The sequence below is a fragment of the Paraburkholderia sp. NPDC080076 genome, from assembly GCF_050281145.1.
Taxonomy (GTDB): Bacteria; Pseudomonadota; Gammaproteobacteria; order Burkholderiales; family Burkholderiaceae; genus Paraburkholderia.
In genome coordinates, this window is the sequence record NZ_JBNNWQ010000002.1 from 1044828 (window position 1) to 1062916 (window position 18089).

19 protein-coding genes are annotated in these 18089 nt (G+C 63.2%); 13 read left to right on the plus strand and 6 right to left on the minus strand.

All coding sequences use genetic code 11. From position 1 onward, the window contains the following. Positions 1-94: 94 nt before the first annotated feature. Positions 95-607: a winged helix DNA-binding protein gene (locus ACQKRQ_RS12020; protein WP_132376643.1), complete on the plus strand. Its 513-nt coding sequence runs from the start codon at positions 95-97 to the stop codon at positions 605-607. A 66-nt stretch (positions 608-673) separates the two neighbouring features. Here ACQKRQ_RS12020 and ACQKRQ_RS12025 read toward each other — a convergent pair whose 3' ends face one another. Further along, positions 674-1216, minus strand: a complete 543-nt coding sequence (locus ACQKRQ_RS12025) for a 5-formyltetrahydrofolate cyclo-ligase (RefSeq protein ID WP_427477084.1) — start codon at positions 1214-1216, stop codon at positions 674-676. 77 nt (positions 1217-1293) lie between these two features. On the opposite strand from ACQKRQ_RS12025, the gene ACQKRQ_RS12030 reads away from it, so the two are divergent. From ACQKRQ_RS12030 to ACQKRQ_RS12045, 4 genes are all read left to right on the plus strand, one after another. After that, the gene (locus ACQKRQ_RS12030) at positions 1294-3261 is read left to right on the plus strand and encodes a lytic transglycosylase domain-containing protein (RefSeq protein ID WP_408176461.1); all 1968 of its coding nucleotides are present in this window, start codon (positions 1294-1296) and stop codon (positions 3259-3261) included. Between the two features lie 81 nt (positions 3262-3342). Continuing rightward, on the plus strand, positions 3343-4296 hold the full coding sequence (locus ACQKRQ_RS12035) for a complex I NDUFA9 subunit family protein (protein ID WP_427477086.1): 954 nt from the start codon (positions 3343-3345) through the stop codon (positions 4294-4296). Positions 4297-4322: 26 nt separating this feature from the next. Next, on the plus strand, positions 4323-4976 hold the full coding sequence (locus ACQKRQ_RS12040) for a glutathione S-transferase family protein (protein WP_427477088.1): 654 nt from the start codon (positions 4323-4325) through the stop codon (positions 4974-4976). After that, positions 4973-6205, plus strand: coding sequence for a multifunctional CCA addition/repair protein (locus ACQKRQ_RS12045; RefSeq protein WP_132376647.1), 1233 nt, complete (start codon positions 4973-4975; stop codon positions 6203-6205). Before ACQKRQ_RS12040 ends, ACQKRQ_RS12045 begins: the two co-directional genes overlap by 4 nt. Positions 6206-6271: 66 nt before the next feature. On the opposite strand, the gene ACQKRQ_RS12050 is transcribed toward ACQKRQ_RS12045, so the two are convergent. Both ACQKRQ_RS12050 and ACQKRQ_RS12055 read right to left on the minus strand, forming a co-directional pair. After that, positions 6272-6466 (minus strand): DUF2905 domain-containing protein, encoded by a 195-nt coding sequence (locus ACQKRQ_RS12050; RefSeq protein ID WP_132376648.1) that lies wholly within the window; start codon positions 6464-6466, stop codon positions 6272-6274. Between the two features lie 22 nt (positions 6467-6488). Further along, positions 6489-7679: a class I SAM-dependent methyltransferase gene (locus ACQKRQ_RS12055; protein WP_427477091.1), complete on the minus strand. Its 1191-nt coding sequence runs from the start codon at positions 7677-7679 to the stop codon at positions 6489-6491. Between the two features lie 13 nt (positions 7680-7692). On the opposite strand from ACQKRQ_RS12055, the gene ACQKRQ_RS12060 reads away from it, so the two are divergent. The 5 genes from ACQKRQ_RS12060 (at position 7693) to glmS (ending at position 13382) form a co-directional block, all read left to right on the plus strand. Continuing rightward, positions 7693-8511 (plus strand): SDR family oxidoreductase, encoded by an 819-nt coding sequence (locus tag ACQKRQ_RS12060; protein WP_427477093.1) that lies wholly within the window; start codon positions 7693-7695, stop codon positions 8509-8511. Positions 8512-8601: 90 nt separating this feature from the next. Beyond that, on the plus strand, positions 8602-8997 hold the full coding sequence (locus ACQKRQ_RS12065; RefSeq protein WP_012434647.1) for a dihydroneopterin aldolase: 396 nt from the start codon (positions 8602-8604) through the stop codon (positions 8995-8997). Between the two features lie 3 nt (positions 8998-9000). Further along, complete coding sequence (gene ttcA / locus ACQKRQ_RS12070; RefSeq protein WP_427477095.1) at positions 9001-10011, plus strand: tRNA 2-thiocytidine(32) synthetase TtcA; 1011 nt, start codon at positions 9001-9003, stop codon at positions 10009-10011. Positions 10012-10136: 125 nt separating this feature from the next. Then, on the plus strand, positions 10137-11498 hold the full coding sequence (gene glmU / locus ACQKRQ_RS12075) for a bifunctional UDP-N-acetylglucosamine diphosphorylase/glucosamine-1-phosphate N-acetyltransferase GlmU (RefSeq protein ID WP_427477097.1): 1362 nt from the start codon (positions 10137-10139) through the stop codon (positions 11496-11498). A 66-nt stretch (positions 11499-11564) separates the two neighbouring features. Continuing rightward, positions 11565-13382, plus strand: coding sequence for a glutamine--fructose-6-phosphate transaminase (isomerizing) (gene glmS, locus ACQKRQ_RS12080; RefSeq protein ID WP_132376653.1), 1818 nt, complete (start codon positions 11565-11567; stop codon positions 13380-13382). Between the two features lie 97 nt (positions 13383-13479). Here the strand turns inward: glmS and ACQKRQ_RS12085 are convergent, their stop codons facing one another. The 3 genes from ACQKRQ_RS12085 to ACQKRQ_RS12095 form a co-directional block, all read right to left on the minus strand. Next, complete coding sequence (locus ACQKRQ_RS12085) at positions 13480-14022, minus strand: hypothetical protein (RefSeq protein ID WP_427477099.1); 543 nt, start codon at positions 14020-14022, stop codon at positions 13480-13482. Between the two features lie 132 nt (positions 14023-14154). After that, positions 14155-14415 (minus strand): DUF6723 family protein, encoded by a 261-nt coding sequence (locus ACQKRQ_RS12090; protein ID WP_427477101.1) that lies wholly within the window; start codon positions 14413-14415, stop codon positions 14155-14157. A 176-nt stretch (positions 14416-14591) separates the two neighbouring features. After that, positions 14592-15239, minus strand: coding sequence for a glutathione S-transferase family protein (locus ACQKRQ_RS12095; RefSeq protein WP_427477103.1), 648 nt, complete (start codon positions 15237-15239; stop codon positions 14592-14594). Positions 15240-15373: 134 nt separating this feature from the next. Between ACQKRQ_RS12095 and ACQKRQ_RS12100 the strand changes: the two genes are divergently transcribed. From ACQKRQ_RS12100 to ACQKRQ_RS12110, 3 genes are all read left to right on the plus strand, one after another. After that, entirely contained in the window at positions 15374-16339 is a 966-nt protein-coding gene (locus ACQKRQ_RS12100) for a helix-turn-helix transcriptional regulator (protein WP_427477105.1), read from the plus strand. Between the two features lie 293 nt (positions 16340-16632). Continuing rightward, on the plus strand, positions 16633-16902 hold the full coding sequence (locus tag ACQKRQ_RS12105) for a hypothetical protein (protein ID WP_427477107.1): 270 nt from the start codon (positions 16633-16635) through the stop codon (positions 16900-16902). A gap of 386 nt (positions 16903-17288) precedes the next feature. After that, on the plus strand, positions 17289-17942 hold the full coding sequence (locus ACQKRQ_RS12110) for a lytic transglycosylase domain-containing protein (protein ID WP_427477109.1): 654 nt from the start codon (positions 17289-17291) through the stop codon (positions 17940-17942). Positions 17943-18089: the final 147 nt, after the last annotated feature.

Below are 18089 nucleotides of genomic sequence, written 5' to 3' on the forward strand. Positions count from 1 at the left end.
TTTCTCAATAAGCGTTTGTGCCAGGCTCCCTGGGATCGAACGCGCGTCGTACACTCCCGACACCTTCCCAACCTGTCTGTCGAGAATCGTCACCATGTCGCGCCATCCCACCAAGATCGTCTCCTCGGAACATCTCGTGTCCGAGACCAGCGCGGAACTGTCCGAACTCGAGTACGCGCTCATCATGGCGGGCAATGCATTCAACCGATGGATGGTGCGCTGCATGTCGGCGGCAGGCGAAAAGGACATGACCGCCATCGAAGTCTCGCTGCTGCATCACGTCAGCCATCGCGAGCGACGCAAGAAGCTGGCGGACATCTGCTTCGTGTTGAACATCGAAGACACGCACGTCGCCACCTACGCGTTGAAGAAGCTCGTAGCTAGAGGGTATGTAAAAAGCGAAAAGACCGGCAAGGAAGTGTTCTTCTCGGCGACCGATTCGGGCCGCGAACTCTGTCTGAAATATCGCGAGGTGCGCGAGAGCTGTTTGATTTCGACGTTGAAGGAAAGCGGCCTGACCAACGAGCAGATCGGCGAAGCGGCGCAGTTGATGCGCAACGCGTCCGGTCTTTACGACACGGCTGCGCGGGCGGCAGCGTCTTTATAACGCAGGACTGTTTGTTTTGCGGCGGCGCGCCGCGCCGAGGCTAAAAGCGCGGCGCGCGCCAAACGCTCAATCCGCCGGGCGCGGGTAGAGCGCCGCCTCGGTGACGATCAGGTCGAGCGGAATGTCGTGGGCTTCGCGTATCAATGCCGGTGCGCGGCACGCTTCATAGGCGATGCCGACGGTGATCGGCTTGGCCGCACTCGGCCACGCAGCCAGCGTGCGATCGTAATAGCCGCCGCCGTAACCGAGCCGGTAGCCGTGAGCGTCGAAACCCACGCACGGCACGAACAGCAGTTGGGGAATCACAACGCGCCCGGACGTCGGCTCGGCGATCTCATGATGGCCGATCTTCATCGGCATTGCGGGCGTCCATGCATGAAATTCGAGGGGCACGCCGCGCTCCTTGACCACCGGCAGACTCGCCTCGCGTTCCGCGCTTGCCGCTAGCCAGACCGAGATGGCGGCGCGCGCGTCGAATTCACCGGCGAGCGGCCAGTAGAATCCCACGCTATTCACACCGTACTGCTTTAACGCATCCAGCAGGTGCCGTGCGAGCGCGGTATTGTGCGCGGGCTCAGAAGCGGCTTGTAGCCTTGCTTCCAATAGCATTTTACGCAGCGCCTTTTTCGATTCCGCTGCAGGGTTGCATGCTATGCTTGGGTTCAATTCGCGCTCCAGAAACAACGATGTCAAAACGCCTTTACCGAGTATATCGCGCGGCCGGTCTGGCGCTTGCCGCTGCGGCACTCGTCGCGTGCAGCACGGCCTCCGCCGTCAAGCCCCTTCCCCTTTCGCAACTCACAAACGACGACCAGATCTTCGTCCAACTGCGCGAGGCCGCCCGCAATAACGACGCGGCGCGCGCAGCGCAGCTGGCCAGCATGATCCCGAGCTATCCGGCGCCTTCGTATCTGGAGTACTTCCAGATCAAGCCGCAGTTGTTCGATTCGAGCGGCCACGCGCGGATCGACGCGCCGGACGCGCCGGTGCTGTCGTTTCTGCAAAAGTACGACGGCCAGGCGATCGCCGACCGCATGCGCAACGACTACCTCACGGTGCTCGGCGCGCGTCACGACTGGCGCAACTTCGATCAGCAATACGCCCGTTTCGTGCTGAACGACGACACGCAGGTGAAGTGCTACGCGCTCGAATCGCGCGCCTCGCGCGGCGAAAACGTCGCGGATGCGGCGCGCGCGCTGCTCGTCGATCCGAAGTGGTACGGTGACGGCTGCGTCGATCTGATCAACTCGCTGGCTATCAACCAGCAGTTCAATTCGGCCGACGTGTGGCAACAGATCCGCCTCGCCTACGAACAGAACTACACCAACACGGGCGCGAAACTCGTCGACGCGCTCAGCAACGAGCCGCCCGATCCGGTGCTGTTCAATCAGGCCACCACTACGCCGCCGCTGCTGCTGGCGCGCGGCGTCGGTCCGGATACGCAGTCGCATCAACTGGCGTTGCTGGCTATCACGCGCATGGCGCGCAACGATCCGGCCATGGCCGCGGCCACGTTTGCCTCGGTGGCGCCGTCGCTGAGCTCGCCCGAGCGCGCCATCGGCTGGGGCACGATTGCCTATCAGGCCGCCGCCAAGCAGATGCCGAGCGCGGTGGACTGGTATCGCCTGTCGGTGAATGCGCCGCTGTCGAACCCCGCGTATGAATGGCGCACCCGCACCGCCTTGCTCGCGGGCGACTGGACGATGGTGCGCTGGTCGATCGAACAGATGCCCGCTGCGCTGCGCAATCAGCCGTCGTGGGTGTATTGGCATGCCCGTGCGCTCAAGCAGGCCGGCGACACGACCACGGCCAATCAGGAATTCGAGTCGATTTCGCAGGGCTTCAACTTCTACGGTCAGTTGGCCGCGGAAGAACTGGGCCAGAAGATCACGGTTCCGCCGAAAACCACGGTAAGCGACGCCGAGGTGCAACAGGCCGGCAACACGCCCGGCTTCGATCTGGCGCAGCGCTTCTACGCGCTGAATCTGCGGCTCGAAGGCAATCGCGAATGGAACTGGCCGCTGCGCACCATGAGCGACCGTCAACTGATCGCGGCCGCCGAATACGCGCGCCGTATCGAGTTGTATGACCGCACCGTCAACACGGCGGATCGCACGAAGAGCGAGCATGATTTCTCGCTGCGTTATCTGTCGCCGTTCAAGGATATCGTCGAGCGCGATTCGCAGTCGAATGGACTGGACGTGGAATGGGCCTATGGCCTGATTCGCCAGGAGTCGCGCTTCATCATGAACGCGCGCTCGGAAGTTGGCGCGAGCGGTTTGATGCAGTTGATGCCGGGCACCGCCCAACTGGTCGCGAAGAAGATCGGCCTGGGGCCGATCTCGCGCGAGCAGATGAACGACATCAACACCAACATCCTGCTCGGCACGAACTACCTGTCGATGATCTACAATCAGTTCGATGGGTCGGCCGTGCTGGCCACCGCGGGCTATAACGCGGGCCCGGGCCGTCCGCGCAACTGGCGGCAGTCCTTGCAGCATCCGGTGGAAGGCGCGATCTTCGCCGAGGCGATTCCGTTCCAGGAAACGCGCGACTACGTTAAGAATGTGTTGTCCAACACGGTCTACTACGCGGCATTGTTCGAAGGCCGTCCGCAATCGCTGAAGGCGCGGCTGGGTTATATCGCGCCGTAAGCGCCGTGCCGCCGCCGCCTCGTTCCGAGGCGGCGGCGCGCCACGCCAGCCGTTGCCGCGGCTTCCACCAGGGAGTCGAAAATGCGACATAAAGCCATTGCGATCATCGGCGGCTCAGGTTTTATCGGCAGCCATCTTGTCAACGCCCTCGTCGAAATGGGCAAGGACGTGCGCATCGCCACCCGGCGGCGCTACAACGCCCGTCATCTCACCCTGTTGCCCATCGACGTGATCGAAGCGGACGTGTTCGATCCGGTCCAGCTCGCGCGCTTCGTCGAAGGCGCCGATTGCGTGATCAACCTCGTGGCCACGCTGCACGGCAAACGCGGCACGCCGTATGGCCCGGAGTTCGCGCGGATGCATGTGGAATTGCCGACTAAAGTCGTCGCCGCGTGCGAAGGCAAGGGCGTGCACCGGCTGCTTCATATCAGCGCGCTCGGCGCCGACTCGAACGGCCCGAGCATGTACACGCGCTCGAAGGGCGATGGCGAGAAGGCCGTGCACGCGGCGAATCTGGCGTGGACGATTTTCCGGCCCTCCGTGGTGTTCGGCCCGGAAGATCAATTCCTCAACAAATTCGCCTTCCTGCAACGGATGTTTCCGGTGATTCCGCTCGCCATGCCGGATGCGAAATTCCAGCCGGTGTACGTCGGCGACGTCGCGAAGGCGATCGTCAACGTGCTCGACCTCGATGCCGCCGGCGGCCGCACCTATGAACTGGGCGGCCCGACTGTTTACTCGCTCGAAGATCTCGTCAAGTATTGCGGCGATGTGATCGGCAAGCATGCACGCATCATCCGCTTGCCGGAAGCGCTCGCGCGGCTGCAGGCGCTGACCTTCGAAATGGCACCCGGCGAACCGGTGATCTCGCGCGACAATCTCGATTCGATGAAAGTCGACAACGTGTTGAGCGGACCGCTTGCGCCTGAACTCGGCATCGAGCCGGCCAGTATCGAAACGATCGCGCCGATTTATCTGACCGGCACGTCCACGCGTTCGCGCTTCGACACATTCCGCGCCAGCGCGGGACGTTAAATTTTCTCTCATTCCTTATACAAAGCATGAAGCTGCTTATTGGTGACAAGAATTACTCATCATGGTCGATGCGGCCGTGGCTGCTATTCAGACACTTCGGCATTCCGTTCGAAGAAGTGCTGATCCACCTGAATCAGCCGGACACCAATGCGAGAGTGCTGGCACTTGCGCCGTCGGGTTCGGGCAAGATCCCATGTCTGGTCAACGACGACGGTTCGGCCACGTGGGATTCGCTGGCGATCGCCGAAACGCTGGCTGAGCGATTTCCTCAACATGCGCTCTGGCCGCGCAACGCGGCCGCGCGCTGCCGCGCGCGCAGCGTGAGCGCGGAAATGCATTCGGGCTTCGGCGAACTGCGTTCGAACATGTGGATGAACATTCGCGCGTCGTTCCCGGGCAAGAACGCGACACCGGGCGCGTTGGCTGATATCGCGCGTATCGAGGCAATCTGGCGCGACTGTCTCGACACCTACGGCGGCCCGTTTTTGTTCGGTGAATTCAGCATTGCCGACGCGATGTACGCGCCGGTCGTGATGCGCTTTAACACGTGGCAGCCGGCGCTGTCGGAATTATCCCGAGCTTACGTGCGGCGCGTAACGGAACTGCCGGCGGTGAAAGCGTGGATCGACGACTCGCTGAGCGAAACGCACACGGTTCCGTATCAAGACGACTGCCCATGAACATCTACGCAGTAGGCGGCGCGATCCGCGACGAGTTGCTGGGCGTCCCGGTGCAGGACCGTGATTACGTGGTGGTCGGCGCGACGCCGGAGCAGATGGTGGCGCAAGGCTACCGTCCGGTGGGCAAAGATTTTCCGGTGTTCCTGCATCCGCAGACGCACGAGGAATACGCGCTCGCGCGCACGGAGCGCAAGACGGCGGCCGGCTATCACGGCTTCCAGTTCTTCTATGCGCCGGACGTCACGCTCGAAGAAGACCTGGCGCGCCGCGATCTGACCATTAACGCCATGGCGCGCGAGGTGCGTCCGGACGGCGAGTTGACCGGCCCGGTGATCGACCCGTTCAACGGCCAGGGTGATTTGCAGGCGCGTCTGTTTCGCCACGTCAGCGATGCGTTTCTCGAAGACCCCGTGCGGATTTTGCGGATCGCGCGGTTTGCGGCGCGCTTTGTGGATTTCACGGTCGCGCCGGAGACGCTGACGCTCATGCGCAAGATGGTGGCCGACGGCGAAGTGGACGCGCTGGTGGCCGAACGCGTGTGGCAGGAAGTGTCGCGCGGCTTGATGGAGAAGAAGCCGTCACGCATGTTCGAGGTGCTGCGGGACTGCGGCGCGTTGGCGCGGATTCTGCCGGAAATCGACGCGCTGTTCGGCGTGCCGCAACGCGCCGACTATCACCCGGAAGTGGACACGGGCGTGCACGTGATGATGGTGATCGATCATGCCGCGCAGCAGGGCTATGCGTTGCCGGTTCGGTTCGCCGCGCTGGCCCATGACCTCGGCAAGGCGACTACGCCCGAAGACGTGCTGCCGCGGCATATCGGCCACGAGGGCCGCAGCGTGGATCTGTTGAAGCCGTTATGCGAGCGGCTGCGGGTGCCGAACGATTGCCGCGATCTCGCGGTGCTGGTTGCGCGTGAGCACGGCAATATTCATCGTGTGATGGAGATGGGGGCCGCGGCGCTGGTGAGGCTGCTTGAACGCAGCGATGCGATCCGCAAACCCGCGCGTTTCGCCGAAGCCTTGCAGGCGTGCGAGGCGGATGCTCGCGGGCGGCTTGGGTTTGAGATGCGGGATTATCCGCAGGCTGAGCGGTTGAGAGTCGCGCTGGTCGCTGCGCGTGGCGTGGATGCCGGTGCTGTGGCTAAGCGGCTTGTCGATGCACCCGCTGGGATCAAGGATGCCGTGCATCAGGAGCGGGTCAGGGCTGTGGAAGCGGCGATCGGCTAAGTCCGTTTTTGACTTCTTGGGCGGCGGCTTGGAGCCTGCTTCTTTGCCGCTGCCGTCAACGGCAAACTAGAGCAATCTGGCCAGAAGCGAAAGCACCATCGACAACACCAACGTCGACATAAACGGAAACGGGTACTCCCGCCCAAAGATCCGCAAAGTCACATCGCCCGGCAGGCGCCCAATGCCAATCTTCCTAAGCCACGGCCAGCAAGACGACAACACCGCCACCGCGATAAACGTAGTCAACAGCCAGCGGATCATGGCCAATTCCTGAAGCAAAACTTCATAGCGTATGCGACCGGTCGCCACTGGAAAACGCTTGCAGCGTGTCATCCAGTCCGCGCGAAAACGCGATCACCTTGAACAGCTCGCCCATCTCCGCCTCCGACAACAACTTCTGCACCGCATTCGCCGCAGGCAGATATCTCGCCGTGTCCGTAGGATCGATTCCGGATAACGCCTCGGTAATCCCGGCATTCAGCAGAAACCGCGCTTGCGACGTAAAGCCCAGCAAGTCCGCGCCCGTCTCGACGCCGGCTTCGGCGATGCCAGTGAATTCCACGTGCGCCGTGATGTCCTGCAAGCCCGGATAGAGGAAAGGATCGCCGTGCGCCCGGTGCCGGTAGTGGCACATCAACGTGCCTTGCGCACGCTGCGTATGGTAGTACTCGTGGCGCGGAAAGCCATAGTCGATGAAGAAAGCCGCGCCGCGTGCGAGCATCGTGCAGATCGTGCGTGTGAAGGCGCTCGCGGCTTCGTGCGTTTCGGTCACGTAGTCTTCGCCGGCGGTTTCGATTTCCGACAGCAGCGCGAGGTCCGCAGCGGCGGACACAGGCCGATCGTCGAAGGCGAACGCGTCGTCGCGCCATACCACGCCGCGCTCGAGCCACGCGCCGCCGGTGAAGGCGAACAGGCGCACCGGCATCGCGTCCAGCACCTCGTTGCCGATTACCACGCCTTCAAAGCGCTCCGGCAAAGCATCCAGCCAGCGCACTTTGGCCGCGAGCGCGGGCGCAGCGGCCTCGATCGTCTCGCGTTGGCGCTCGCGGAGCTCGCCCGACAGATCCACGATCGAATAGCTGTCGAATTCCGCATCCAAAGCGTCGAGCGCGTTGAGCAAGCCGGCGGCGAGTTTGCCCGTGCCGGCGCCGAATTCCATCACGTCGCGCGTGCCGCTCGCCTGCAAGGCTTCCGCGACCGGGCGGCCCAGCGTCGCGGCAAACAGCGGCGACAGTTCCGGAGCGGTGACGAAGTCGCTGCCGTCGTCGCCGCGCAGCCCGAATTTGCGGGCGCCGCCGCTGTAGTAGCCGAGCCCCGGCGCATACAGCGCGCGTTCCATGTAGCGGTCAAACGGCAGCCAGCCGCCGGCGGCGTCGAGCTCCGTTCGGATCTGCGCGACCAGCGCTTCGGACTGCGCAAGCGCGCTCGGGCCGGGAGCAGGTAAACTATCGGGTTGGTGAGCTTTCGGATTCATCCCCGCATTGTAAATGACCGCCTCTCTGGACACCGCCGCCGCCCGCGCGCCCGAAACGCCGCGCGTCGTGCTGATTACCGGCGCCGCCCGCCGTATCGGGCGGGCGCTCGCGCTCGGCTTTGCCGCGCGTGGCTGGGACCTGGCCGTCCACTACGGCGCCTCGCGGGAACAGGCCGACGAACTGGTCGCTGAAATCACCGCCTTGGGCCGCCGGGCGGTCGCTTTGCAGGCAGAACTGGGCGACGAGGCCCAGGTCGAGCGGCTTTTGCCGGCTTGTATCGACGCCTTGGGCCGGCCGTCGTGTATCGTCAACAATGCGTCGCGCTTCGAAGAGGACACGGCGCAGACCGTCGGTTACGACTTGCTGCTGAAGCTGACCGCGATGAACGTCGGCGCGCCGCTGGTGCTGGCGCGCAGGCTGTTCGAGGCGACGCCGGAAGCCGCGCGCACGGACGAAAGCCTGCGCAGCGTCGTCATCAACGTGCTGGATCAGAAGCTGTACAACATGAACCCGGACTATCTGTCGTACACGCTGACCAAGGCGGCGTTGCAGACAGCCACGGTCGCGCTGGCGCAGGCATTGGCGCCCAAAGTGCGTGTGGTCGGGCTCGCGCCCGGTCTGACGATGCAATCCGGCGATCAAACGACGGACGGTTTCGCGGCCGCTCACCGTACTACGCCCTTGGGCCGCGCGTCGCGGGCCGAGGATATTGTCGCCGCCGCGCTGTATCTCGCGGATGCAGCGGGCGTCACCGGAACGACGCTGGTGGTCGACGGCGGGCAGCACCTCGTGCCGCTGCCGCGCGACGTTATGTTTTTGACGGGCGCCTGAAGCGCGCGCGGCCAGCCGTTGTAGCGGCGGCCGCCGCGCTGTGAAGCGCCCCTTTGCGTGCTCCGCACGCTTTTTTCGACTGGAACGAACATGTTTGCCGCTCTTTCGCATCCCCGGCTCGCCGATTGCCGCCGGCTTTTTCTGCGCAATTACGAAGTGCACATCAACATCGGCGTGCACGACTTCGAAAAGCGCGGCGAACAGCGCGTCGTGATCAACGTCGAACTGTTCGTGCCGCTCGCGCTGTCCACGCCGGTTCAGGACAAGCTGAACGAAGTCGTCGACTATGACTTCATGCGCTCGACCATTTCGCGCCGCGTCGAGCAAGGCCACATCCACTTGCAGGAAACGCTCTGCGACGACCTCGTCAAGACCATGCTCGAGCATCCGCAAGTGCGAGCCGCGCGTGTGTCGACGGAAAAGCCGGACGTTTATCCTGATTGCGACGCGGTGGGCGTCGAAGTCTTCCGCATCAAAGAGGATTGAGCCATGAATGCTCCGGAGATCCTGAACGGCGCCGCAACCGCCGAAGCCGCTGCCGCAACCGAGGCCACGCAAGCCGCCTCGCGCGCCAAGTCGCCGCTCACGCGCCGCGAACAGAAGGAAGCGTACGAGAACAACAAGCTGTTCAAGCGGCTCGCGCGCCAGGTCGGCCAGGCGATCGGCGACTTCAACATGATCGAGGACGGCGACAAGGTCATGGTGTGTCTGTCGGGCGGCAAGGACAGCTACGCGATGCTCGAAATTCTGATGCGGCTGCGCGAGCGTGCGCCGATCAACTTCGATATCGTCGCGGTGAATCTGGACCAGAAGCAGCCCGGTTTTCCCGAGCACGTGCTGCCCGAGTATCTGAAGCAGCTCGACATTCCGTTTCACATCGAGAATCAGGATACGTACAGCATCGTCAAGCGGCTGGTACCGGAAGGCAAGACCACCTGTTCGCTGTGCTCGCGGCTGCGGCGCGGCATTCTTTACCGCGTCGCCGGCGAGCTCGGCGCGACCAAGATCGCGCTCGGCCATCATCGCGACGACATTCTGCAAACGCTGCTGCTGAACATGTTCTACGGTGGCAAGCTGAAGGGCATGCCACCCAAGCTGCAATCGGACGACGGCAAGAATATCGTGATCCGCCCGCTCGCCTACGTGAAGGAAACCGATCTGGAGAAGTACGCCGAGCTGCGCGAATTTCCGATCATTCCGTGCAACTTGTGCGGCAGCCAGCCGAATCTGAAGCGCGCGGAAATGAAGGCGCTGGTTCGCGACTGGGAGAAGCGCTTCCCGGGTCGCATCGAAAACATGTTCAAAGCACTGTCGAACGTCGTGCCCTCGCATTTGATGGATCACAAGCTGTTCCCGTTCGCGAGCCTGCGTGCGACCGGCGAGGCCGATCCGCAAGGCGATATCGCCTTCGACGAGGAGCCGTGTTCGACCGATGCCGGCGACGGCGCGATGCCCAGCGCAACAAAATCGATCTCCATCGTCCAGTTCGACGATCTTTGACGAAAACGCTCGCCGTATGGGTGTTTCCGCACATTGCAGTACGCATCAAGGCCGCCACAGCGGCCTTTTTCGCTAGAGGGTGCGTGTTAGAATCGACGCCTCCAAACTCGTCTATTTGCCGTGCCATGAACATTGTGATTTTGGCGGCAGGCACCGGCAAGCGCATGCGGTCCGCGCTTCCCAAGGTGCTTCATCCCCTGGCTGGCCGGCCGCTCCTCGCTCACGTCATCGACACGGCTCGCGCGCTCAAACCCACGCATCTCGTGGTGGTGATCGGCCACGGCGCCGAAGCCGTGCGCAAGGCCGTCGCCGCGCCGGACGTGCAGTTCGCCGTGCAGGAACAGCAGCTCGGCACGGGCCACGCGGTGCAGCAGGCGTTGCCGCTACTCGATCCGTCCGCGCCTACGCTGGTGCTATACGGCGACGTGCCGCTCACGCGCGCCAGCACACTGCAGGCGCTGACCGAGCGTGCGGGGCAGGGCGGCTACGGTGTGCTCACCGTCACGCTCGCGGACCCGAGCGGCTATGGCCGCATCGTGCGTGATGCGCAAGGCAAAGTGGCGCGCATCGTCGAGCAGAAAGACGCGACGCCCGAGCAACTCGAGATCGCCGAGATCAACACCGGCATCATCGTCGCGCCGACCGAGCGTCTGGGCGGCTGGCTTGCCGCGCTGAAGAACGACAATGCACAAGGCGAGTTCTATCTGACCGACGCGGTCGAGATGGCGATCGAAGCAGGCCTTGAAGTCGTCACCACGCAGCCGGACGACGAGTGGGAAACGCTCGGCGTGAACAGCAAGCAGCAGCTTGCCGAACTCGAGCGGATTCATCAGCACAACGTGGCGGATGCGCTGCTGGTCGCGGGCGTGACGCTCGCCGATCCGGCGCGGCTGGATGTGCGTGGCACGCTCGAATGCGGCCGCGATGTCTCGATCGACGTGAATTGCGTGTTCGAAGGCCGCGTGACGCTGGCTGAGAACGTCACCATCGGGCCGAACTGCGTCATCCGCGATGCGAACATCGGCGCCGGTACGCGCGTCGACGCGTTCACGCACATCGAAGGCGCCGAAGTCGGCGCGAATGTCGTGCTCGGACCGTATGCGCGGTTGCGTCCCGGCGCGTCGCTGCACGACGAGTCGCATGTCGGCAACTTCGTCGAGGTGAAGAACGCGGTGCTCGGCCACGGTTCGAAAGCGAATCACCTCACGTACATCGGCGACGCGGATATCGGCGCGCGCGTGAACATCGGCGCGGGCACCATCACGTGCAACTACGACGGCGCGAACAAATTCCGCACGATCATCGAAGACGACGTTTTTGTCGGTTCGGATACGCAACTGGTTGCGCCGGTGCGCGTGAAGCGCGGCGTGACGATCGCGGCGGGCACCACGGTCTGGAAGGACGTTGAGGCCGACGCGCTGGTCCTGAACGACAAGACGCAAACGAGCAAAACGGGCTACGTGCGCCCGACCAAGAAAAAGAGCTGATGGTCATGACGCGCGCTCAACGCGCGCTCCCTGAAACGCAGCACTAGCACTGAAAAGGAATGAGCCATGTGTGGCATTGTCGGCGCGGTAGCGCAACGTAATATCGTTCCCGTCCTCATCGAAGGACTGCGTCGCCTCGAGTATCGCGGCTACGATTCGTGCGGCGTGGCCGTGCTTGGCGCAGACGGTCCGCGCCGCGCGCGCAGCGTGGCGCGGGTGGCCGATCTCGACGAACAGGTGCGCGAGAGTCATCTCGAAGGCATCACGGGTATCGCCCATACGCGTTGGGCGACGCACGGCGCGCCGGTCACGGACAACGCGCACCCGATCTTCTCGAAAGATGCGCTTGCGTTGGTACACAACGGCATCATCGAGAACTACGAAACGCTGCGCGAAATGTTGCGTGGCAAGGGTTATACGTTCGTCTCGCAGACCGACACAGAGGTTATCGCGCATCTGATTCACAGCCTGTACCACGGCGATCTGTTCGCGGCGGTGCGTGAAGCCGTCGGGCAATTGCACGGCGCGTATGCGATCGCCGTGTTGCATAAGGATCAGCCGCATACGGTGGTCGGCGCGCGGCAGGGTTCGCCGCTGGTGGTCGGGCTCGGCAACGGCGAGAACTTCCTCGCTTCGGACGCGTTGGCGCTCGCGGGCAGCACTGAACGGTTCATCTTCCTCGAAGAAGGCGATGTCTGCGAACTGTCGCTCGAAGGTGTGCGCATCGCCGATCGCGACGGCAATGAAGCGCAGCGCGAAGTGCGCCAAGTGGCGGCGTATGGCGGCGCGGTCGAACTCGGACCGTATCGCCACTTCATGCAGAAGGAAATCTTCGAGCAGCCGCGTGCGATCACCGACACGATCCCGCAAGCCGATTCGTTCGATGCCTCGCTGTTCGGCGAGGGCGCGGAGAAGGTGTTCGCGGAGATCGACAGCCTGCTGATCCTTGCGTGCGGCACCAGCTACTACTCGGGGCTGACCGCGAAGTACTGGCTCGAATCGATCGCCAAGATTCCGACTCAGGTGGAAATCGCCAGCGAGTATCGCTACCGTGAGTCGGTGCCGAATCCGAAGTCGCTGGTGGTGGTGATCTCGCAGTCGGGCGAAACGGCGGACACGCTCGCGGCGCTCAAGCACGCGCAGGAACTCGGCCACAAACATACGCTGGCGGTCTGCAACGTCGGTACGAGCGCGATGGTGCGCCAGACGGAGTTCTCGTTCCTGACGCACGCGGGCCGCGAGATCGGCGTGGCATCGACCAAGGCATTCACGACGCAACTGGTTGCGCTATTCGTGCTGGCGGCGACGCTGGGCAAGATGCGTGGCCGTGTGAGTGAACAGCAGGAAGCGGTGTACCTGAAGCAACTGCGCCACTTGCCGGCGGCATTGAATAGCGTGCTGGCGCTGGAGCCGCAGATCATCGCGTGGTCGGAAGAGTTTTCGCGCAAGGAACATGCGCTGTTCCTCGGGCGTGGCTTGCACTACCCGATCGCACTCGAAGGCGCGCTGAAGCTCAAGGAGATTTCGTATATTCACGCCGAGGCTTATCCGGCTGGCGAGTTGAAGCATGGGCCGCTCGCGCTCGTGACGGAGGCGATGCCGGTGGTGACGGTGGCACCGAACGACGCGCTGCTGGAAAAGCTGAAGTCGAATATTCAGGAAGTGCGCGCGCGCGGCGGTGAGCTGTATGTGTTCGCCGATGCGGATACGAAGATCGTTAACGACGAAGGTTTGCATGTGATCCGGATGCCGGAGCACTACGGTTTGTTGTCGCCGATCTTGCATGTGGTGCCGCTGCAGTTGCTGGCGTATCACACGGCGTGTGCGCGAGGTACGGATGTGGACAAGCCGCGGAATCTGGCGAAGTCGGTGACAGTGGAGTGAGGTAGCTGTTGCTTGCTCTATTGCTGGAAAAAAGCCACCTGTCGTTCACAGGTGGCTTTTTTTCGCGCCTACGGTCGGCGTCCCACGAACCTCATCCTCACTCCCTCACCAACTCCACCGCCGCCGCCGAAACAAACTCCGCGCGCACGCTATCGCCGACTTTCAACCGATCGAGCGAAATCCCCTTTGCGGCCCTGAGCACCTGCTGATGCTTCGGGCCACGCAGCGTGACCATGCGGGTCTTGCGATCGATCTTCATCACCGTCGCGACCACTTTCACGCTATGCGCCGACGACGCGTAGCCCGCCGAAGCCGGTATCGCCGCGGTCGTCTCCACGCGTTCTCGCACACCCTTGGTCGCGAGCTTGTCGATGTTGACCAGCAGCGCCTGCTGATACGCAACGTTGAGCTTGTCGCCGATCTTGAGCCGGCTGACATCGGCGAGGGCAGGATTGACGTCCACGTCAGCGAGATTGCCGCGCGGACCACGCAGCGTGACGCTATTCGTGGCGGTATTGATTGCGACCACGCGGACTTGCGCGTGAATCACTTCGGCGCGTCCGAGCGCCTGTTGTCCGGCGGGGGCGTCGGCATCCTGCGCGAAGCTCGATTGACAGAGCGTCGCAGCGAGCACGCTCACGAGAGAAGCCGCACGCCACATGACAGCGGCCGATGATCCGACTTTGCGCGCACAGGTCATTCGCAGCCCCGAAGTGATCGCCACCAACGGTCAACGCAATCGGCCAACGCAAAACCGGCCACGCACTCGCGCTTACAACTCCGGCCGCGCCAGATCGCTGATGACGATATGTTCGCCGTACACCTGCGCCGCCGCGACCGCTTCGAGCTTGGTCGCGTACGGCCCGAGTTCGGGCGCGCCGTCGAACGGAAACAGCACGCGTCCGTCGGTGGTTCGAACCACTTTCAACACGCCGAAGAAACGCCGATAGCCGGCCAGCTTCGACGTGGCCGAAATTTCAAAATCGTCCTCCGACGTCGCGGGGGCGCTAGGAATGAATGCGGTCTTGCTCATACCTGAAAACATCTCTTGTTCGATGGGCCGGCACCGGCACGAATGCCAAGCCTACACCCGGTTGTCCGGGGAGGATATTCGCCGGCGGGCTTCATTGTCTCAAATCCGGGCGGATTCAACCGGCGAGCCAACACGCGCCGAGCGGTGGCCGGCAACACGGCCGCTCGTCGGCATCTTCAAGCGTCTTTGACCGCCGCCGCGTGCTCGGCCGCCAGCGCGACGTCTCGCTCGTTCACGCCCACGAAGCTCGGCCGCGAGCAGATGCGTTCGACATACTCAAGCAAGGCCGGCGTGTCGGGCACCAGCTTGAACATCATTCCCCAATGCAAGGCGATGCCCCACAAAATATCCGCCGCCGACATCGTGTCCCCGAGCAAATAAGGCGCGGTCTGCAACTGACTCGTTACCGTTGCGAGCATCGAATCGAAATCGCCGTAGGGCGAAGTGGAGGGCGGAGCGGGTTCACGCTTCATTGCTTTGTCGACCAGCGCCGGTTCGTAGCAAGCTGCGTAGTACACCAGCCAGCGCAGATACGGCCCGCGCGACGGATCATCGAGCGCCGGCGCGAGACCGGCTTCAGGAAAGAGGTCCGCCAGATAGATGAAGATGGCGACCTGTTCGGTGACCAGCGCGTCGCCGTGGAGAATCGCCGGCACTTTACCGAGCGGATTGATGGCGAGATAGGGCGCTCTGCGCTGCTCGCCGGCTTTCATGTTCAGCACCTTCAACTGGTACGGTGCACCGAGCTCTTCCAGCAGCGTGAGCGCGCTGACGGAGCGGCATTGCGGCGAGTGGAACAGGGTGATCGTGCGGTCTGTGGTCATGGCTTGAGCCTTCCCGAATGTGCGTGGTGGACGAAAAAACCGGCTTTGAGGCAGCAACGAAGCGCCGGGGGGATGCGTTCATCCTAAGCGTCCATACCTGTCAGTTTGTGTCAGGTATCACTACACTTGTCCGCATGAGAGCGAGCCGCCTTCTTTCCATCCTGATGACGCTGCAGGCGCGTGGCCGCGTCACAGCGCAGTCGCTCGCCGACGAATGCGCGGTCTCGCTGCGCACCATCTATCGCGATATCGACGCCCTGAGCGCTGCAGGCGTCCCGGTTCATAGCGAGCGCGGGTCGGAAGGCGGCTATCGCCTGCTCGACGGCTACCGCACGCGGCTGAACGGCTTGTCCTCGCAGGAAGCAGAGTCGCTGTTTCTCGGTGGCCTGCCGGGACCGATGCAGGCGCTCGGCCTGGGCGCGGTGATGGCCGGCGCGCAGACCAAGTTGCTGGCCGCGCTGCCGGTCGAATTGCGCTCGACCGCGGAGCGCATGCGCTCGCGTTTTCATCTCGATGCGCCAGCGTGGTTTTCGGACGCGGACGAGCCCGCTTATCTGCCGTCGATCGCGCGTGCGGTGTGGGAGCAGCATCCGCTGGAGATTCGCTATCAGAGCTGGAAAGCGGAGAAGTTTCGCCGGATCGAGCCGCTCGGCATCGTGCTGAAAAGCGGCGCGTGGTATGTGGTCGGGCGCGTCGCGCCGGACGTGCGCATTTACCGCATTTCACGCATTCTCGAATTGAGCTTGCTGGCCGAGACGTTCGAGCGGCCGCCCGCTTTCGATCTCGCCGCCTACTGGCAGGACAGCACGCAGCGTCTCTCCGAAGAAATGCATGCGAGCGAAGCGACGCTGCGTCTGTCGCCTTGGGGCATGCGGATGCTCGAAATCTTCGTGTCGCCGTTCGCGCGCTCGGCGGCGATCATTGGCGAGCCGGACCCCATCGATGGCTGGCGCACCGTGACGCTGCCGGTCGGTTCCGTGAGGCAGGCGTGCGCGGAATTGCTGCGCTTCGGCACCGAGGCCGAGGTGCTGGCGCCGCCTGAGTTGCGCGCGCGCATGTCGGAGATCGCGGCGGCGTTGCATCGACGTTACGCGGAATGACGCCGTGAGAGTGCCCTTCGCACGTGGCGGGCCGCCCGACGGCGTCGCGGCACAGTTGGGTAGGGTGGCACATGCGTTCGCAAGGCAAGCGCGCCGTGCCGGGCCTGCGCTACGTGCTGAACCGCACGCCGATGCGGAGTCACGCGCAGGCGGCGAGCATGACCGAGCGTCTGGGCGAAACGGGAAACGCGCCCGGTGGACGGTGTCGGATGTAATGGCCGCTTTAGCCGTCTGCACGATCAGGCTGGTTTCCCGCTGTTCAATCCGAACGGGCCAACAAGGATCCAGCGGGCGTGCTCGCGAAACTGGAGCGGACGCCGTACGCGGCGCGCTTCAAGGAAGTCTTCGGTGAGAACATCTTCGTCGAACGCGCCAAAGCCTCCATGCACGCCACGTATGCGATCGAACGGTTCGAGTTCGAAGATCCGGGATTTCGTCCGTACACAAGCAAGTCCGACTACTACTTGGACAATAAATTGCAACTAACGGCACAAGAGTTGAGAGGGAAAAAACTGGTCGACAATCCGGCGGGCGGCAATTCCGCCACCTGCCATATCGATTAGGTGGGCGTCGACGGCTCTCATCCGCTATTCGCGGATTTCAAACTTCCAAGCGCTCGGCGTGCCACGCAATCCAGAATTACGGGCGGGGCAGGTCGACAAATTCAACGATTAACCGGCCGCGCGGCGCGTCAACGCCGACACGACCGACGAACCGCTCACACGCAAAGCCGGCGAGCGTCCGGTTTGGTCGGAGCGCGATATCGACGACGTCGCCGCTTTCCTGGCGACGCTGAACGACGACTACATGCTGAAACCGAAGCCGCCACATTGACATGCGAAAGACGCCCACCAGCGGCGATACTTCAGACGAATTTCGGTTCGTTCTGGGTCTAATTTGGGGGCAGAGCTATAATGGCCGGATTCCCTTTTCTTTCCCGTCCTCCGCTATGAGCCGGTTACTTTGCCTGATGGTGCTTTCGCTCGGCCTGATGCAGACCGCGACGGCCGACGAAAATACCGACCGCATGTCCGCGTACCTGACGCAAAAATTCGGTCTGGCAAAGGAAAAGGCGCAAAAGATTTCCGACGCGGTGCAATCGGCCGCCTCGAAATATTCCCTCCCGCCGGCGCTCCTGCTGGCGATCATCTCGATCGAATCCCGCTTCAAGGAAAAGGCCAAGGGCGCCAACGGCGCGACCGGGCTGATGCAGGTCGTGCCCGGCGCCCATCGCGGACTGCTGAGGAACGTCAAGGACCTGACCGAGCCAACCGCGAATATCGAAGTGGGCTCGGCGATTCTGTACGGCTACATGCGTTCGGCCAACGGCGACATGAACGCCGCGCTCAAGAGCTACGGCGGATCGCAAGCGTACGCGCAGAAGGTGAGCTTGCGCGTCGGAGACTTCGCAGCGGTCGCGCCGTCGCAAGACGCTGCACAGCAATCGGACGTGCAGGCCGGCATGTGCGCGGCACGGCCTGCGTCTGACCGTTGCGCGGCACCGGGCAACTGGGCCGATGCGTTCACCGTCCCGGCCGTTAATGCCGCCGGATTGAACGGCGCGGCGACGTCGGCGACGGGACTTCCCGCGACGTCACACTAAGCGCCATTCGTCTCTTTTCCTGCCGCAGCGTCGCAGCCGCGGTCATGCATTGTCACGTCCTGTACGACGCCACGTTGCGCCCTTTTTACGCACAGTGGGCAACCGCTCTACAATGCATTCCCATTCGCGCTGACGCAGCGTCTCTTT

Bases quoted from the DNA above. Each gene is read 5' to 3' on its own strand.
- ACQKRQ_RS12100 (WP_427477105.1), top strand. From the start codon at position 15,374: ATGAGAGCGAGCCGCCTTCTTTCCATCCTGATGACGCTGCAGGCGCGT.
- ACQKRQ_RS12020 (WP_132376643.1), top strand. From the start codon at position 95: ATGTCGCGCCATCCCACCAAGATCGTCTCCTCGGAACATCTCGTGTCC.
- ACQKRQ_RS12110 (WP_427477109.1), top strand. From the start codon at position 17,289: ATGAGCCGGTTACTTTGCCTGATGGTGCTTTCGCTCGGCCTGATGCAG.
- ACQKRQ_RS12025 (WP_427477084.1), bottom strand. From the start codon at position 1,216: ATGCTATTGGAAGCAAGGCTACAAGCCGCTTCTGAGCCCGCGCACAAT.
- glmS (WP_132376653.1), top strand. From the start codon at position 11,565: ATGTGTGGCATTGTCGGCGCGGTAGCGCAACGTAATATCGTTCCCGTC.
- ACQKRQ_RS12045 (WP_132376647.1), top strand. From the start codon at position 4,973: ATGAACATCTACGCAGTAGGCGGCGCGATCCGCGACGAGTTGCTGGGC.
- ACQKRQ_RS12065 (WP_012434647.1), top strand. From the start codon at position 8,602: ATGTTTGCCGCTCTTTCGCATCCCCGGCTCGCCGATTGCCGCCGGCTT.
- ACQKRQ_RS12090 (WP_427477101.1), bottom strand. From the start codon at position 14,415: ATGAGCAAGACCGCATTCATTCCTAGCGCCCCCGCGACGTCGGAGGAC.
- ttcA (WP_427477095.1), top strand. From the start codon at position 9,001: ATGAATGCTCCGGAGATCCTGAACGGCGCCGCAACCGCCGAAGCCGCT.
- ACQKRQ_RS12055 (WP_427477091.1), bottom strand. From the start codon at position 7,679: ATGAATCCGAAAGCTCACCAACCCGATAGTTTACCTGCTCCCGGCCCG.
- ACQKRQ_RS12040 (WP_427477088.1), top strand. From the start codon at position 4,323: ATGAAGCTGCTTATTGGTGACAAGAATTACTCATCATGGTCGATGCGG.
- ACQKRQ_RS12030 (WP_408176461.1), top strand. From the start codon at position 1,294: ATGTCAAAACGCCTTTACCGAGTATATCGCGCGGCCGGTCTGGCGCTT.
- ACQKRQ_RS12035 (WP_427477086.1), top strand. From the start codon at position 3,343: ATGCGACATAAAGCCATTGCGATCATCGGCGGCTCAGGTTTTATCGGC.
- ACQKRQ_RS12095 (WP_427477103.1), bottom strand. From the start codon at position 15,239: ATGACCACAGACCGCACGATCACCCTGTTCCACTCGCCGCAATGCCGC.
- ACQKRQ_RS12060 (WP_427477093.1), top strand. From the start codon at position 7,693: ATGACCGCCTCTCTGGACACCGCCGCCGCCCGCGCGCCCGAAACGCCG.
- ACQKRQ_RS12050 (WP_132376648.1), bottom strand. From the start codon at position 6,466: ATGATCCGCTGGCTGTTGACTACGTTTATCGCGGTGGCGGTGTTGTCG.
- glmU (WP_427477097.1), top strand. From the start codon at position 10,137: ATGAACATTGTGATTTTGGCGGCAGGCACCGGCAAGCGCATGCGGTCC.